The organism is Streptomyces sp. NPDC104226, assembly GCF_055584085.1.
In genome coordinates this window covers 282,118-298,171 of record NZ_JBVJMS010000010.1, presented here as the reverse complement: position 1 = coordinate 298,171, position 16,054 = coordinate 282,118, and the positions used below count along the sequence as shown (strand labels likewise).

General features: G+C 72.6%; 15 protein-coding genes and 2 tRNA genes. 3 read left to right on the top strand and 14 right to left on the bottom strand.

Features of this window, described 5'->3' with window-relative positions; genetic code table 11:
• Positions 1-13: 13 nt before the first annotated feature.
• The 7 genes from ACZ60J_RS29945 to ACZ60J_RS29915 form a co-directional block, all read right to left on the bottom strand.
• Positions 14-895, bottom strand: a complete 882-nt coding sequence (locus ACZ60J_RS29945) for an amidohydrolase family protein (protein WP_469686609.1) — start codon at positions 893-895, stop codon at positions 14-16.
• A complete protein-coding gene (locus ACZ60J_RS29940) occupies positions 876-1,217 on the bottom strand; it encodes an antibiotic biosynthesis monooxygenase family protein (protein ID WP_469686607.1) in 342 nt (113 codons plus the stop codon). The genes ACZ60J_RS29945 and ACZ60J_RS29940 overlap by 20 nt, the downstream gene beginning before the upstream one ends.
• Before the next feature lie 131 nt (positions 1,218-1,348).
• Positions 1,349-2,194 carry a DUF2797 domain-containing protein gene (locus ACZ60J_RS29935; RefSeq protein ID WP_469686605.1) on the bottom strand — a complete coding sequence of 282 codons (846 nt, stop codon included), beginning with the start codon at positions 2,192-2,194 and terminating at the stop codon, positions 1,349-1,351.
• 44 nt (positions 2,195-2,238) lie between these two features.
• On the bottom strand, positions 2,239-2,673 hold the full coding sequence (locus tag ACZ60J_RS29930; RefSeq protein WP_382977428.1) for an Lrp/AsnC family transcriptional regulator: 435 nt from the start codon (positions 2,671-2,673) through the stop codon (positions 2,239-2,241).
• Positions 2,674-2,790: 117 nt separating this feature from the next.
• Entirely contained in the window at positions 2,791-3,156 is a 366-nt protein-coding gene (locus ACZ60J_RS29925; protein WP_250738536.1) for a PH domain-containing protein, read from the bottom strand.
• Positions 3,157-3,376: 220 nt separating this feature from the next.
• Positions 3,377-3,449: transfer RNA gene (locus ACZ60J_RS29920), tRNA-Arg, on the bottom strand.
• Positions 3,450-3,779: 330 nt separating this feature from the next.
• Positions 3,780-3,870: transfer RNA gene (locus ACZ60J_RS29915), tRNA-Ser, on the bottom strand.
• Positions 3,871-4,056: 186 nt separating this feature from the next.
• Here ACZ60J_RS29915 and ACZ60J_RS29910 point away from each other — a divergent pair.
• The 3 genes from ACZ60J_RS29910 (at position 4,057) to ACZ60J_RS29900 (ending at position 8,670) form a co-directional block, all read left to right on the top strand.
• Positions 4,057-4,485, top strand: coding sequence for an SSI family serine proteinase inhibitor (locus tag ACZ60J_RS29910; RefSeq protein WP_250738537.1), 429 nt, complete (start codon positions 4,057-4,059; stop codon positions 4,483-4,485).
• 119 nt (positions 4,486-4,604) lie between these two features.
• Positions 4,605-8,078: a response regulator gene (locus ACZ60J_RS29905; protein ID WP_469686602.1), complete on the top strand. Its 3,474-nt coding sequence runs from the start codon at positions 4,605-4,607 to the stop codon at positions 8,076-8,078.
• Positions 8,079-8,091: 13 nt separating this feature from the next.
• Positions 8,092-8,670 carry an antibiotic biosynthesis monooxygenase gene (locus ACZ60J_RS29900; protein WP_469686600.1) on the top strand — a complete coding sequence of 193 codons (579 nt, stop codon included), beginning with the start codon at positions 8,092-8,094 and terminating at the stop codon, positions 8,668-8,670.
• Positions 8,671-8,701: 31 nt separating this feature from the next.
• Here the strand turns inward: ACZ60J_RS29900 and ACZ60J_RS29895 are convergent, their stop codons facing one another.
• From ACZ60J_RS29895 to ACZ60J_RS29865, 7 genes are all read right to left on the bottom strand, one after another.
• On the bottom strand, positions 8,702-10,351 hold the full coding sequence (locus tag ACZ60J_RS29895; protein ID WP_469686599.1) for a long-chain fatty acid--CoA ligase: 1,650 nt from the start codon (positions 10,349-10,351) through the stop codon (positions 8,702-8,704).
• A gap of 141 nt (positions 10,352-10,492) precedes the next feature.
• Positions 10,493-11,026 (bottom strand): SigE family RNA polymerase sigma factor, encoded by a 534-nt coding sequence (locus tag ACZ60J_RS29890; protein ID WP_469686597.1) that lies wholly within the window; start codon positions 11,024-11,026, stop codon positions 10,493-10,495.
• A 201-nt stretch (positions 11,027-11,227) separates the two neighbouring features.
• Positions 11,228-12,394: a lipid-transfer protein gene (locus tag ACZ60J_RS29885; protein ID WP_469686595.1), complete on the bottom strand. Its 1,167-nt coding sequence runs from the start codon at positions 12,392-12,394 to the stop codon at positions 11,228-11,230.
• A complete protein-coding gene (locus ACZ60J_RS29880) occupies positions 12,391-12,819 on the bottom strand; it encodes a MaoC family dehydratase (protein ID WP_469686593.1) in 429 nt (142 codons plus the stop codon). The genes ACZ60J_RS29885 and ACZ60J_RS29880 overlap by 4 nt, the downstream gene beginning before the upstream one ends.
• Positions 12,816-13,862, bottom strand: a complete 1,047-nt coding sequence (locus ACZ60J_RS29875) for an acyl-CoA dehydrogenase family protein (protein WP_469686591.1) — start codon at positions 13,860-13,862, stop codon at positions 12,816-12,818. Before ACZ60J_RS29875 ends, ACZ60J_RS29880 begins: the two co-directional genes overlap by 4 nt.
• On the bottom strand, positions 13,862-14,845 hold the full coding sequence (locus ACZ60J_RS29870; protein WP_469686589.1) for a bifunctional MaoC family dehydratase N-terminal/OB-fold nucleic acid binding domain-containing protein: 984 nt from the start codon (positions 14,843-14,845) through the stop codon (positions 13,862-13,864). The genes ACZ60J_RS29875 and ACZ60J_RS29870 overlap by 1 nt, the downstream gene beginning before the upstream one ends.
• On the bottom strand, positions 14,842-15,999 hold the full coding sequence (locus ACZ60J_RS29865; RefSeq protein WP_469686587.1) for an acyl-CoA dehydrogenase family protein: 1,158 nt from the start codon (positions 15,997-15,999) through the stop codon (positions 14,842-14,844). The genes ACZ60J_RS29870 and ACZ60J_RS29865 overlap by 4 nt, the downstream gene beginning before the upstream one ends.
• Between the last annotated feature and the right edge of the window lie 55 nt (positions 16,000-16,054).

The following is a 16,054-nucleotide window of genomic DNA, read 5'->3' as shown; positions in this document are numbered from 1 at the left end:
CCCCTCCCGCCCCTCAGGCCAGGCGGAAGAGCCGGGCTGCGTTGTCGTGGCAGACGGCGCGCAGCCAGGGGTCGCCGAGGCCCAGCCGCTCCAGGGCCTCGAGCTGGTGCTCGTAGGGGTAGGGGATGTTCGGGAAGTCGGTGCCCAGCAGGATCCGGTCGCCGAGGTCGGCGAGCCGGGCGCGGTCCTGCGGCGGGAAGCCGCTGAACTGCTCCGAGAAGTCGGTGAAGGCCATGGTGGTGTCGAGGCGGACCTCGGAGTACCGGTCGGCGAGGTCGAGGAAGTCGGCGTACTCCGGCATCCCCATGTGCGCGACGATCAGCGGAAGCCGCGGGTGGCGGGCCAGCAGCCGGGCGATCGGCTCGGGTCCGGTGTGCTTCCCCGGGACGGGCCCCGACCCGCAGTGCACGACCGTCGGGATCCCGGCCTCGGCGAGGAGCCCCCAGACCGGGTCGAGCCGGTCGTCGGTGGGGTCGTAGCCGCCCACCTGGAGGTGGGCCTTGAAGACCCGGGCCCCCGCCGCGACGGCCTGGCCGACGTACTCCCGCACCCCGTCCTCCGGGAAGAAGGTCGCGGTGTGCAGGCAGTCGGGGGTGCGCGCGGCGAAATCCGCGGACCAGGAGTTGAGCCAGGCGGCCATGGCCGGCTTGTGCGGGTAGAGCATCGCGGTGAAGGCCCTGACCCCGAACTCCCGCAGCAGCGCCACCCGCTGCTCTTCCTCGTGCCGGTAGGTGATGGGCCACTCGACACCGGTCAGCGGTCCCACCGCGTCGAAGTAGTCCCACACCTTGTCCAGGACCCGCTCGGGCATGAAGTGCGTGTGTACGTCGACCAGCCCGGGCACCCCGAGCCGTTCCCGGAACGCCCGGACGGCCTCAGCCGTCTTCGCGGACAAAGCCGTGGCTCCGCTCGACCGTCGCGATGTGCAGGGTGTAGCTCTCGTACCAGTCGGCGCGGCCCTGCTTCATCGCCGCCTGGTGCTCCATGTCCTTGCGCCAGAGGGCGAGGGACTCGTGGTCACGGAAGTAGCCGACGGTGATGCCGAGCCCGCCGGGGGTCCGCGCGGACTCGTAGCCGAGGAACCCGGGATTGCCGCTGACGAGCTCGGTCATCCGCTCGAGCGTCTCGGGGTATCCGGCGTCCTCGGGGGTCCGGACGCTGGTGAACACACTGATGACATAGGGCGGTTCGAAGGCCTGTACGGGCTGAATGTTCATGCCCACCACCTTCTGCGGCCGGTACGTGGCATGTCCACCGGAAATCGGCCCGGACGCCCAAAGGGATCCAAGTTTTGACCTTGCCCCTCCCTCCCCCTCCCTCCCCTTCCCCCCTCGCCTTCACCTCCCGGTCAGAACAGCCCGTCCTGCGCGGCCCCGGCGTCCTGGACGCCGGCCGGGATCCCCGCAACGGGCACATCGGTGACACCGCCCTCCTCGGGGGCCACCAGCTCCCACCCCGCGAGCAGCCGGGCGTCCACCACCAGCCCGTCGGCGAAGTGCAGATCGGGTCCGGCCGCGCCGACGAGCCGGCCGGCGACGGTCCCGCCGGGCACCATCTCGGTGATCACCCGGGCAGGGACGGGCAGTACGTCGAGCCCGAACACCCCGGCATGGTCGGTCACCTCGCACTCCAGCCTCTCCAACGACTCCGGCCACCCCTGGAGCGCGGCCGCCCGTGCGTGCAGGGCCGCCACCTCCGCCGCCCGCTCGGGCCCCGGCGGCAGGTCTCCCCGCACGGACCGCTTACGGGCGTAGGCGATCCGGTCGGGCACCCTGAGAGCCGCCCGCAGCAGTTCCTCGGTCCGCCGTGCGGCCATCAGCGGCCCGCGCCCCAGCCAGGCCCAGGCGACCGCCCCTTGCTCCAGCAGCCGGACGGACCCGCGCTCCTCGGCGGTGATCCCGACCTTGACCAGCCCGGCCCCGAACCAGGCGAGGTACACCCGGTAGGTGCGCGGATCACCGGCGTTGGTGTCGGCGGCCACCGAGAAGGAGCGATCCAGGCCCGCGCACTCGGGGCACTGGGCGTTCCCGCTCCGCCCGGGCACGGTCCGTCCCGTCGGGCACGGCGTCCGCCGGCCGGCCCGCCGGATGCCGAGGCAGTGGCGCTCACCCCGGGCGGCGAAGGCGAGCGGCTGTCCGTACCCGAGGAGGCTGGTGCGCTCGCCCCGTCCCGGCCCCTGCCCGTACCAGCCCATGGCGGGCCGGCCGTCACTCCACCGGAGGCCGGTGCACCACCAGGTCACAGGGGGAGCGGTCGCTCGAAGAAGGTCTCCAGGACGACGGTGGCCTGCGTGCCGCTGACACCGTCGATGGCGTAGAGGCGGCGCAGGACATCCTGCAGCTGCTCGGTGGTGGCCGTGCGGACCTTGACCATGACCGAGGCGCTGCCGGCGATGATGTGCGCCTCCTGGATCTCCGCGATGCCCTCGAAGGCGGCCCGCGAGTCACCCATCCAGGCCGTGGAGTCGACCATCACGTAGGCCAGCACCCCGCTGCCCACGGCCGCCGGATCCACCTCGACCGTGGTCCGCCGGATGACCCCGCGCTCACGCAGTTTGCGCACGCGCTCGTGGGTGGCTCCGGCAGAGAGCCCGACGGAGGCCGCCAGCGCCGCGTACGACTGGCCCGCGTCCTCCTGAAGGCGCTGGATCAGCGCCCGGTCGATGTCGTCCACCGAACTTCCTCCCACGTCCCTGCACGCCCTCGCGGAGACGCTACCTGATCCTGAAATCACCCTCCGGAGCCGAACAGCATTCGGCCCCTCCCCGTCCACCTCCGACGTCCGGACCGGCTAGCGGGCGACGAACTGCGTCAGGATCGCCTGGACCTCATAGATGTCGACGCCCTTGGTGAAGGTCTTCGCGATCGGCGTGGAGCTCCCGGAGAGCCATATCTTCAGCTCCGCGTCCAGGTCGAAGTGGCCGGCGGTCTCCACGGAGAAGTGCGTGATGCTCCGGTACGGGATCGAGTGGTACTCCACCTTCTTGCCCGTGAGCCCCTGCTTGTCGATGAGCACGAGCCGCCGGTCGGTGAACAGGATCGTGTCGCGGATCAGCAGATAGGCGGCATGCACCTGCTCCCCCTGCCCCAGCAGCCGCGCGTACTCGCGGTGCGCCGACGCCGGATCCACGGCGTGCGCGTTCCCGAACAGTCCCATGTGAGCTCCCCCTGCTTTCCCGGTGGACCGATCTCCGGGCGAGTCGATCTCCAAGAAACCGTATCGGCGCCCGTCCTCACCCCGCGTCCCCCGGCAGAGCCATCTCGTCCCCTGACCCCCCGGAGCCAGGGAGTCATCACTGAGGAGGAGAAGAGGGGCCGGCGAGAAAGAACGACCAACGCAAGAGGCCCCCCGGCGAACCGGGGGGCCTCTTGGGCTGTGCACTCGGCAGGATTCGAACCTGCAACCTTCTGATCCGTAGTCAGATGCTCTATCCGTTAAGCTACGAGTGCTTGACTGTCCGGGGTTTTGCGCCCCGTTGGCCTTGCGAGAACAACAATACATGGACCTCGCCGGGACGCGAAATCCATTAGCCCCACCCGCCCTGACCTGCGGAAATAGCCTGGAAGAAGATCATCCGGTTGCAGGCGGGGGCGTTCCTGCCGGGTGTCCCTGCGGGAAGACCCCGCCTCTTCCGAACCGTGAACACCCCGGCCCGGACCCCGGACCCCGAAGGCGTCGGACGCGTCGGACGCGTCGGACGCGTCGGACGCGTCGGACGAACCGAACGCACCCGGAACGCACCGAAGCCCCGGTCCGTAAGGACCGGGGCTTCGTGAGTGCGGAGGCGGAGGGATTTGAACCCTCGATGGGGGGTAAGCCCCAAACCGCATTAGCAGTGCGGCGCCATAGACCGGACTAGGCGACGCCTCCAGCACACCCCCGCGTACGAAGGTGCGTGCAGATGATGACACAGGCCAGGGGCCGGTCACCAATCCGCTCCCACGGTACAAGGAGGGCGGCCCGCAGAGCAAAGCCTTAAGCACCCCCGTCTGCGGAACGTCGGCGCCGTCCCGTCGTTGGTCTGTCGTACGACGTACGGACGACCTGGAGTTCCCCATGCTGCGTCTCGCCGCCTTCGCCGTCACCTCCGCCCTGGCCGCAGCGGCGGCGGGTCCCCTGCCCCCGCTGCCGCCCCTGAGCCGGCTGCTGGCCTCCCCCGACCGGCTCACCATCGTCGTGGCCGACACGGGCAACCCGCGGGCCGACGGCGAGTACCGGCTGGAGTGCGACCCGCCCGGCGGGAACCACCCGCAGGCCCAGGACGCCTGCGCCCGCCTCGAAGCCCTCGCGCGCGAAGGGAAGGACCCCTTCGCTCCCGAGCCCAAGAACCAGCTGTGCACCCTGCAGGACGGCGGCCGCGCCACCGCCCGGATCACCGGTACGTGGCACGGCCAGCGGGTGGACTCCCGGTTCCGCCGGACGAACGGGTGCGAGATCCGCCGGTGGAACGACTTGGAACCTGTCCTTCCACGAGGGCGTTCCTGACCTGGGAGGATGCGCGGCTCGGGCGGAATGCACCGGCCATCCGCCCCCTCGCCGGGAGCCCGTGCCCTTAGACTCCTCCCGTGACATGCCGGTAGTCGTGGTCAGGGAGGAAGCTCGTCGTGAGCAGCAGGCCATCCCGAGGCGCTGCTCGCCTCGCAGCAATACTCGACGCTCTTCCGGACGCGCTGTTGCTCGTCAACGCCAACGGCACGGTCGTCAACGCGAATTCGATCGCCCTCGAGGTCATGGAGAGCCCCGGTACCGGGCTCGTCGGCCGGGGCGTGCTCGACCTCCTGCCCGAATTCGACTCCAAACTGATCCCCGGCTCCATGCGCCGGCCCGGCGAGGACGAGGGCGGCCGCGCCCGCCCGAAACGGATGGTCGCCCGCCGCACCGACGGCAGCGAGTTCCCCGTCGAGGTCACCGCCGCCCATCTCGACGGCCGTGACGCCTATCGCGAGCCGCAGCCCTACACCGGCGACGAGCTGCTGATGCTGGTCGTGCGGGACCTCTCGCAGACGGTGGACACCGAGGCCGAGCTGGCCCGCTCGCAGCGGCAGACCGAGATGATCCTGCGCGCCGCCGCCGAGGGCGTCGTCGGCACGGACACCGACGGCAGGGTCGTGCTGGTCAATCCGGCCGCCGCCCAGATCCTCGGCTACCGCGCCACCGACCTCGGCAACCGCGAACTGCACGGGCTGGTCCAGCACTCGCGCGCCGACGGTTCGCCGTTCCCCTTCGAGGAGTCCCCGCTCGCCGACACCCTGCGCAGCGGACGCAAGCACCGGGTCCGCGGCCAGGTGCTGTGGAACAAGGCCGGGCAGCCCGTCGCCGTGGACCTGACCACCTCTCCCGTACGGGACGGGGAGCAGCTCGTCGGCGCCGTCATGACCTTCACCGACCGGCGGTCCTACGACGCGCTGGCCGCGCGCCACGCCCAGCTCCTGTCCGTCCTCGGCGACTCGCTGCGCGGCCCGCTGGAGGAACTGCGCGGCGAGCTGTCCACGCTGGCCGCCGACGACGCGGGCCAGCTGTGGCCCGAGGCCAACCAGCTCCTGCACCACCTGGCGGCCGGGTACTCCCGGATGACCACGCTGGTCGACAACGTGCTCGCCTTCCAGCGGCTCGACGCGGGCGGCGAGAAGCTCGACAAGAAGAAGGTGCTGATCGACGGGGTCGTCGCGGCCGGCGTCGACGGCGCGGTCGAGCTGATCGGCCCCGGGCGGGCGCAGTTCGCCGTGCACGCCCCGACGATCGAGGCCGAGGTGGACGCGGAGCGGATCTCGACCGCCCTCGCGCACCTGGTCGCGGACGTCGCCGGGGTGGACGCCACCGGCAAGACCCGCCAGGGCAGCGGGTACATGGACTCGACGATCGTGGTGGCCGCCGCGCAGCGCGGCGAGGTCGTACGGATCGAGGTGCGCGGCCCCTACGAGGGCGGCAACCCGGTGCACGAGCCGATCGTGCGGGGCATCGTGGAGGCGCACGGCGGTGTGCTGCAGACGGTGGAGGTGCCGGGCGCACCCGGCGGGGCGTACGTCCTGGAGCTGCCGCTCGGTGCGGGAGCCGGCACGGTCACGCTGCCCGAGCCGGACGAGGCTCCCCCGGCCGAGCCCGGGACCGAGGGCGGCCCGGGGCAGGTCTCCGGCGGCCGGCGGGCCCGGCGCGGCGTGGACGCCTTCCTCGACGACGACTCCGCTGCCGACGCGGGCGCCGACGCCGCCACCGGGAAGGGAGCCGGCGACGGCCCCGGCACGGACGTGGCGAAGGCGGGCCAGGACCCCAGCGGCACCGACGGCGCCGACGGCGGGGGCGCGCTGGCGCTGCCGTCCGGGCGGCGCAGGGGCGGCGAGGCCGCGGCCGTGGCCCGGCCCGGCGACGGCGCTCCCGCGGAGCTCGCCCAGTCCCCCGTGAACCCGGCGGGCCTGGGTGGAAGCGGCACCGGGCGGCGCCGTGGCCAGAACGGCGACGGCAGCGGCGGTGACGCGGCCTCCGGCGGCAGCGAGCGTCCGGGCGGCCCCGGGCGGCCCGTGCCCCCGCAGGGCACCGCCATGCCGGCGCTCCCGCCCGTGCCGGTGCCTCCCGTGCCGGTGCCCCCGTTCCCGGGGCTCCCCGTTCCGCTGACGGAGCACCCCGCCGGGCGGCGGCGTGCCCTGGGTGCGGCGGGACCGGCGCAGCCCGGCGGCCCGGTACCGGCGACCGGGCTCGGGCCGACGCCCGTGCCGGTGCCCCCTGCCTCCCCCGCCCCCGTGCGGCCCATCGCCCCCGAGGGCGGCTTCGCGCTGCCCGCCGGCCCGACGCCGGCTCCGCAGCCGCCGCAGGCCCCCGCCATGGCCGGCTCCGCCCCTGGTGCCGGGGCCGACGCCGAAGCCCCGGGCGGGCGGCGCGGGCGGCGGGTGCTGGGCGCGCCCGGCACCGGCTCCGAGGGCGCCGAAGCCGCCGCCGGGCGGCCGGACGCGGGCGCTGCGGGCCCCGTAGCCCCCGAGACGCATCCCACCGGGCGGCGGCGTGCGCTGCCCGCCACCCCGGCCTGGCCGGTTCCGGCGGCCCGTACCGCCCCCGAGGACTCGGACGGCGCCGGGCAGGTCGCCGTGCCCGGAGCCCGGCAGCCGCAGGACACCCCCGCGGAGGCCGCCGGAGCGCCGATCAGCGTCCGCGCGCTGGGCAGCCTCGGCCAGGGCGGCGGGGCCGGCGACACCAACGGCTCCGGCCGGCGGCGCCGCCTCGCGGAGCCCGCGCCCGAGGGCCGCGCCTTCGCCATAGGAGCCCCCGAGGAGGGCTCCGCCGAGGGCCCCGAGCCGCTGGACGGGCCCGGTGGCGCCGTCGAGGTGGTCAACCGGACCGTGCCGCGTCCCGTGGACGACGAGCTGCCGCCCGAGCCGCTGGACAACCCGCGGCGGCTCCTGGTGTGGCCGGCTCCGGACGCGCAGACGCAGGCCGCACTCAGCGACCGCGGCTACCGCCCGGTGATCGTGCACTCCCGCGAGGAGGTCGACGCGCAGATCGCCGCGTTCCCCGCCGCGCTGTTCGTGGACCCGCTGACCGGGCCGATCACCCGGACCGCCCTGCAGTCGCTGCGCCAGGCCGCGGTGGCCGCCGAGGTGCCCGTACTGGTGACGGCCGGGCTGGGGCACGCCACGCGCGAAGCCGCGTACGGCGCCGATCCGGCCGTGCTGCTCAAGGCGCTCGCGCCGCGCGACAGCGAGCAGCACCCCTCCCGGGTGCTGCTGATCGAGGAGCACGACGAGATCGCGACCGCACTGACCGCCGCCCTGGAGCGGCGCGGCATGCAGGTCGCGCGGGCCGATGCGGATACGGACGCCGTGGAGCTGGCGACCCGGATGCGGCCGAACCTGGTGGTGATGGACCTGATGCAGGTGCGCCGTCGCCGGGCCGGGATCGTGGACTGGCTGCGCGCCAACGGGCAGTTGAACCACACCCCGCTGGTCGTCTACACGGCCACCGGGATCGAGCCGTCCGAACTGCCGCGGCTGGCCTCGGGCGAGAGCGTGCTGTTCCTCGCCGAGCGGTCCACCACCGCGGACGTGCAGGGCCGCATCGTGGACCTGCTGGCCAAGATCGGCACCAACTAGTCATTCTGGCCGCATGGCCATCATCGACACGAGCGAGCACACCGTCCCCGCCGACAACGGGGAGGTCAACCTGCTCATCGCACGCCAGGTTGACCCGGGCCACGAGGAGAACTTCGAGGCCTGGGCCCACGGGATCCTGGAGACGGCCTCGGCCTTCCCGGACCACCTGGGGTACGGCCTGTTCCGCCCGGCCGTGGAGGGCGGGCCGTGGTTCCTGGTGCACCGCTTCCGCAACCAGGCGGCCTTCCAGCGGTGGCAGGACTCCGCCGAGCGCGCCGCCTGGTTCTCCAACTGCCTCGGGCACCACCACACCGAGATAGCCCGGCGCGAACTGCACGGCATGGAGACCTGGTTCGCGAAGCCGGGTACGGCCCGGCCCGCGCCGCCGCGGTGGAAGATGGCGATCAGCTCGGGGCTGGCCATCTTCCCGATCTCGCTCGCGGGCAACGCGCTGCTCGGGCCGTACCTGGTGAACCTGCACTTCGTGCTGCGGACGGCCGCGTTCGCCGTCGTCTTCAGCACCCTGATGACCTACGTGGCCATGCCCGCGATCAGCAAGCTGCTGCGGCCCTGGCTCACGCGCGGGCAATAGCCCCGGCAGGGCCGGGGCCGGGCCGCGGAGCTCAGTCGAGCTTGGTGACGTCGAGGACGCCGTCCGCGTACTGCTTGCGGATCACCTTCTTGTCGAACTTGCCGACGCTCGTCTTCGGTACCGCCTCGACGATCGCCCAGCGCTCGGGAAGCTGCCACTTGGCGATGGTCTCGCCGAGGAAGGAGCGCAGTCCCGCGTAGTCCACGGTGGAGCCCTCGATCAGGACCACGGTGGCCAGCGGACGCTCGTCCCACTTCTCGTCGGGGACGGCCACGACCGCCGCCTCGACCACATCGGGGTGGGCCATCAGCGCGTTCTCCAGCTCCACGCTGGAGATCCACTCGCCGCCGGACTTGATGACGTCCTTGGCCCGGTCGGTGAGGGTGAGGTAGCCGTCGGTGCTGATGACGCCGACGTCGCCGGTCTTGAGCCAGCCGTCCGCGCTGAACTTGTCCTCGGGGCGGGTCGGTTCGCCGGTCGCGCCACCGTAGTAGGAGCTCGCGATCCAGTTGCCGCGGACCTCCAGCTCACCCGCGGACTCGCCGTCCCAGGGCAGGACGTCGCCGCCGGGACCCACCAGGCGGGCCTCCACGCCCGCCGGGAAGCGGCCCTGGGTGACGCGGTACGGCCACTCCTCCTCGGCGGTCAGACCGGCCGGCGGGTGGGCCATGGTGCCCAGCGGGGAGGTCTCGGTCATCCCCCAGGCGTGACAGAGGCGTACGCCGAGCCGGTCGTAGGCCTCCATCAGGGCCGGGGGGCAGGCCGCGCCGCCGATGGTGACCTGCTTCATCGAGGTCAGGTCGCGCGGGTTGGCGGTGACCTCGGCGAGCAGTCCCTGCCAGAGGGTCGGGACGGCCGCGGCGTGGGTCGGCTTCTCCCGCTCGATCATCTCGGCGAGCGGGGCGGGCTGCAGGAAGCGGTCCGGCATCAGCATGTTGATGCCGGTCATGAAGGTGGCGTGCGGCAGGCCCCAGGCGTTGACGTGGAACTGCGGGACGACGACGAGGCTGGTGTCCTTGCTGGTCAGGCCCATCGACTCGGTCATGTTGACCTGCATCGAGTGCAGGTAGATCGAGCGGTGGGAGTAGCTGACGCCCTTGGGGTCGCCGGTGGTGCCGGAGGTGTAGCACATGGCCGCGGCCTGGCGCTCGTCCAGCTCGGGCCAGTCGTAGGTGTCCGGGCGGCCCGCCAGGAGCTCCTCGTACTCGTGCACGCGCACGCCGAGGCCCTCCAGCGCGGAGCGGTCGCCGATGCCCGCGACCACGACGTGCTCGATGGTCGGCAGGTGCGGCAGGAGCGGGACGAGCAGCGGCAGCAGAGTGCCGTTGACCAGGACGACCTTGTCGGCCGCGTGGTTGACGATGAAGACCAGCTGCTCGGGAGGGAGCCGGAGGTTCAGCGTGTGCAGGACGGCACCCATGGAGGGGATCGCGAAGTACGCCTCGACGTGCTCGGCGTTGTTCCACATCAGGGTCGCGACGCGGTCGTCCTGCCGGACGCCCAACTCGTCGCGCAGGGCGTTGGCCAGGCGCGTGGCACGGGTCCCGATCTCGGCGAAGCTGCGACGGTGCGGCTCGGCCTCCCCGGTCCAGGTCGTGACCTGGGACTTCCCGTGGATCGTCATCCCGTGCTGCAGTATGCGGGTGACGAGGAGTGGTACGTCCTGCATGGTGCTCAGCAAAGCGTCCTCCCGGTGAGCGCTGCGGCGCTGCGGCGGCTACGGATGCTGCGATTCTGCGCACGTACCGGTCGGCATGTCACTACCCAAGAGTAGAAATGGGGTCGATGTTTCACGTGAAACATCGACCGGGCGGGGCCGGTCTCAGCGGACGGGCGTCAGCTCCGGGTCCTCACGGAGCTTGACCAGCGCCCGGGAGACGGCGCTCTTGACGGTGCCCACGGAGACTCCGAGCAGCTCGGCCGTCTGGACCTCGCTCAGGTCCTCGTAGTAGCGCAGCACCACCATCGCCCGCTGCCGGTCGGGCAGCCGGGTCACCGCGCGCCACATCGCGTCGCGCAGCGCCTGCGCCTCGGCAGGGTCGGCGGCCGGCGGCTCGTCGGCCTCGGGCAGCTCGTCGCAGACGAACTCGTCGACCTTGCGCTTGCGCCACTGGCTGGTGCGGGTGTTGACCAGGGCCCGGCGGACGTACCCGTCCAGGGCGCGGTGGTCCTCGATGCGGTCCCACGCGGCGTAGGTCTTGGCCAGCGCCGTCTGGAGGAGGTCCTCCGCGTCGCAGGGGTTGGCGGTGAGCGAGCGCGCGGTGCGCATCAGGACCGTGCCGCGGGTCCGGACGTACGCCGAGAACGACGGGTACGGCGTCGGATTCGAGGCGAGCGTGCACACAGGCGGGGTCATGGCTCCACGCTAGGAGCGGCGCGGCCCGATGGGATCGGCCGCAGGTGCCGAAGCGGGATCCGTCTCAGGTTGTAGGGCTGAGCCCCGCCCCACCTCCTGAAGGTGGAGGAGGTGGGGCTTCCAGAAGGGTTGATCAGCCGTCCGCACGGGGTTGACCGGTCGTCCGCGCAGGGGCTGATCAGCCGTCCGCACAGGGGCCGATCAGCCGTCCGCGCCCAGGATCAGGCCGGAGGTCGGGACCCCGGTACCGGCTGTGACCAGGGCGTGGGCCGCCCCGGGGACCTGGTTCACGGAGGTGCCGCGCAGCTGGCGGACCGCCTCGGCGATGCCGTTCATGCCGTGCAGGTACGCCTCCCCGAGCTGCCCTCCGTGGGTGTTGAGCGGCAGCGCGTCCGCGGCCACGAAATCGGCCGCCTCGCCCGGCGCGCAGAAGCCGAACTCCTCCAGCTGCATCAGCACGAACGGCGTGAAGTGGTCGTAGAGGATGCCGACGTCGATGTCCGAGGGCCGCAGCCCGCTGGTCCGCCACAGCTGGCGGGCGACCACGTCCATCTCCGGGAGCCCGGTGAGGCCGTCCCTGTAGAAGGAGGACATGGCCTCCTGGCGGCGGCCCGCGCCCTGCGCCGCCGCGGTGATCACGGCGGGCTTCTGCCGCAGGTCGCGGGCCCGCTCGGCGGTGGTGACGACGATGGCCTGGCCGCCGTCCGTCTCCTGGCAGCAGTCGAGCAGCCGCAGCGGCTCGACGATCCAGCGCGAAGCGGCGTGGTCGGCGAGGGTGATGGGCTTGCCGTAGAAGTAGGCGGCCGGATTGTTCGCCGCGTGCCGGCGGTCGGTGACCGCGACGTGGCCGAAGGCCTCCGGGGTCAGGTTGTAGGCGTGCAGGTAGCGCTGGGCCGTCATGGCCACCCAGGAAGCCGGGGTGAGCAGCCCCCAGGGCAGCGACCAGCCGAGCGCCGCGCCCTCCGCCGAGGGTTCGCGCTGCTGGACGCCGGAGCCGAAGCGGCGGCCGGAGCGTTCGTTGAAGGCGCGATAGCAGACCACCACCTCGGCGACCCCGGTGGCCACGGCGAGGGCGGCCTGCTGGACGGTCGCGCAGGCGGCGCCGCCGCCGTAGTGGATGCGGGAGAAGAAGGAGAGGTCCCCGATGCCGGCCGCCTGGGCGACGGTGATCTCGGGGCTGGTGTCCATCGTGAAGGTGACCATGCCGTCCACGTCGGCGGGGGTGAGCCCGGCGTCGTCGAGGGCCGCGTGCACGGCTTCGACGGCCAGCTTGAGCTCACTGCGGCCGGAGTCCTTGGAGAACTCGGTCGCGCCGATGCCGGCGATGGCGGCGCGGCCGCCGAGCTGGTCGCGGGTGCGGACGCTCATGCCGTGGCCTCCGGGGTGGTGCGGGCGCCGTCAGAAGTGCGGGCGGCGCCCAGGGTGACGGTGACCGTGCCGGTGACGTGGTGGCCGATGCCGTTGGCGCCGACCACGCGGATCTCGGCGGTGTCCCCGTCGAGGGCGGTGACGGTCCCGGTCAGCGTCATGGTGTCGCCGGGGTAGTTCGGGGCGCCGAGGCGGATCGCCACCTTGCGCAGCACGGCGGCCGGGCCCAGGCGGTCGGTGATGTAGCGGCCGACCAGGCCGTTGGTCGTGAGGATGTTCATGAAGACGTCCGGGGAGCCCTTCTCCCGCGCGAGCACCGCGTCGTGGTGCACGTCCTGGTAGTCACGGGAGGCGATCGCGCCCGCGACGATCAGGGTGCGGGTGACCGGTATCTCCAGCGGCGGCAGTGTGTCGCCGATGTTCATGCCTCGTCCCCCTCGGACGTGTCGTCGGACAGGACCGCGCCGAGCTCGGCCAGCAGTTCGCTGCCGCAGCCCAGGTACGCGTCGAGCTGGCGTCCCCACAGGAAGTGCCGGTGGACCGGGTGGTCGAGGTCGGCGCCCATGCCGCCGTGCAGGTGCTGGCCCGCGTGGACGACCCGTTTGCCCGCCTCCGAGGCCCACCAGGCCGCCGTCAGCGCGTGCTCGCCCGCCGGGAGTCCCTCGTCCACGCGCCAGGCTGCCTCGTACGTGGTGACCCGTATCGCCTCGGTGTCCATGTAGGCGTCGGCCGCGCGCAGCATGACCCCCTGGTTGGTGGAGAGCGGCCGGCCGAACTGCTCGCGGGTGGAGGTGTACTCCACGGCGCGGGCCAGCGAGCCCGCGCAGACCCCCGCCTGGAGGCCGGCGAAGGCCGTCCGGGCGACGGCCAGTACGTCCGCGGAGGCGCCCTCTCCCCCGACCCGTTCCGCCTCGGCGCCGGTCAGGGTCAGGCGGCCCGCCGCCCAGGGAGCGGTCGTCTCCACCGGCTCCGTACGCACCCCGGGCGCGTCCGTCCGTACGAGCCACAGGGCTCCCGTCCCGTCCGGGACCAGCACGTGCGTGGCCTCGCGCAGCCAGGGCACGGCGGGGGCGCAGCCGGTGAGCCGGCCGTCCGGCGAAGCGGTGATCCGGCCGCGGTCCGGGAAGGCCCCGGTGGCGACCGCGTCTCCGGAACTCAGCGCGGGGAGCAGCCGTGCACGCTGCTCGTCGGTGCCGTGCCGGGTCAGGGCGAGGATCCCGTACACGCAGGTGGCGGCGTACGGGACCTGCGCGGTCGTGCGGCCCTGTTCCTCGAGCAGGAGCACCAGGCCGAGCAGGCCGACGTCCTCGACGGCGGCGGTCAGCCCGGCGGTGGTGAGGGCCTTCCACAGCTCGGCGTCACTGCCGGTGCCGGCGGCGCCGAGGCGGTCGTGGGTGGCGAGGTCGCCGAAGATCTGGGCGGCGAGTCCGGCCGCGGCGGCCTGTTCCTCGGTGGGGTGGAAGTCCATCAGGCCTCGCTCCCCCGGAAGACGGGCAGTTCCAGTTCCTCGTCCACGCGCAGGAACTCCAGGTGCACGGGCAGCCCGATGCGGACCTTGTCGTACGGGACTCCGGTGATGTTGCTGATCATCCGGACCCCTTCGGCGAGCTCGACGAGCGCCACCGCGTAGGGCGGGTCGAAGGCGGGGAAGGGCGGATGGTGCATGACCACGTAGCTGAACACCGTGCCGGCGCCGGACGCCTCGACCGTGTCCCAGTCCGGGCTGCCGCAGGTGTTGCAGCCGGGGAGCCAGGGGAACCGGAGCGTCGTGCAGGCGGTGCAGCGCTGGATCAGGAGCTTGTGCGCGCGGACGCCGTCCCAGAAGCCCTGGTTGTCGCGGTTGATCACGGGGCGGGGGCGCTGGGCGGCGGGCTTCTTCCTGCCCGTCTCGGTGGGCTTCTTCGCGGCAGGGGCGTACTTGAGGATGCGGAAGCGGTGGGTCCCGGCCGGTTCGCCGTTGGCGTGGACGTCCATGCGGGTGGTCACGAAGTGTCCTGTGCCCAGCTTGGTGGTCTTGCGCGGCGACACCGACTCGATGACGGCGTCGAAGGTGATCGCGTCGCCGGGGCGCAGCGGCCTCAGGTACTCCTGCTCGCAGTCGGTGGCGACGACGGAGGTGCAGCCCGCGCCGTCGAGCAGCGCGAGGAGCTCATCGTAGGCCGAGGAGCGGTCGCCGTGACCGGAGAGGCCGCCCATCGTCCATGCCTGGAGCATGGTGGGCGGGGCGACGGCGTCCGGCCCGGTGTAGGCGGGGTTGGCATCGCCCATCGCCTCGCACCAGTGGCGGATCATCGGCTCGTTGACCGCGTCCTTGCCCTGGCCCGCGGTGGCGGCGGGCTGCCCTTCGAAGGACGCGAGCAGGGTGTGGAAGCGCGCTGCTTCCTCTTCCGTTGTCGCTTCCGCCTCCGCCGGTTCGGTGGCGGAGGTGTCCGTGGCGGGCTTGGCGGTCATCGCTTCCTTCCCTTCATACCGAGCCGCATCATGGCGACGATCTCCCGTTGGACCTCGCTGACGCCGCCCCCGAAGGTGTTGATCTGGGCGGCCCTGTTCATCCGCTCCAGCTCCCCGCCCGCGAAGACCCCGGGGCCGGATCCCCGGACGAGGGCCTCCTCCCCCACCACCTCCTGGCAGATCCGGTACACCTCGACGGTGGACTCGGTGCCCAGGAACTTCACGCCGCTCGCGTCGCCCGGGGCCAGGGTGCCGGCGCCGACGTCCTGGACCAGGCGCCAGTTGAGGAGGCGTACGGCGGCGAGGCGCGCATGGGCCTCGGCGAGCCGCGACTGCACCCAGGGGCGGTCGGCGGGACGCTCACCGGTGTCCGGGTCGGGGGTGCGGGCGTGGTCGAGCGCGCCCCGGTAGAAGTCCTCGGCCTGCATGCCGATGGCGGCGAGGGCGACGCGTTCGTGGTTGAGCTGGTTGGTGATCAGGCCCCAGCCGCCGTGTTCGGTGCCGACGAGGTTGCCGGCGGGCACGCGGACGGAGTCGTAGTACGTGGCGGTCGTGGTCAGGCCGCCGACGGTGTCGATCGGGGTCCAGGAGAAGCCGGGATCGTCGGTGGGCACCAGGATGATGGAGATGCCCTTGTGCTTGGGGGCTTCCGGGTCGGTGCGGCAGGCGAGCCAGATCCAGTCGGCGTTCTGGGCGTTCGAGGTGAAGATCTTCTGGCCGTCGATCAGCCAGCCCTGGTCGTCGCGGACGGCCCTGGTCCGCAGGGAGGCGAGGTCGGTGCCCGCCTCGGGCTCGGAGTAGCCGATGGCGAAGACGATCTCACCCTTGAGGATCCGGGGCAGGAAGTAGTCCTTCTGCTCCTGGGTCCCGTACTTCATCAGGGTCGGGCCGACGGTGTTGAGGGTGACCATGGAGACGGGGGCGCCGGCCCGGTAGGCCTCGTCGAAGAACACGAACTGCTCGTCCGGGCCGCGGCCCTGGCCTCCGTACTCGACGGGCCAGCCGAGGCCGAGGAGTCCGTCGGCGCCTATTCGGCGCAGTAGTGCGCGCTGCTCGGCGGGGTCCTCGGGCACCCCGTCCGGCAGCAGGTTTCCGAAGTACTCCCGCAGCTCGGAGCGGAGCCGCAACTGGCCTTCGGTCGGGGCGAGGTGCACGGCGCTGGCCTCCCGGCATCGCATCGTCAAGTGGAGCTGACTGTCCGTCAGATTC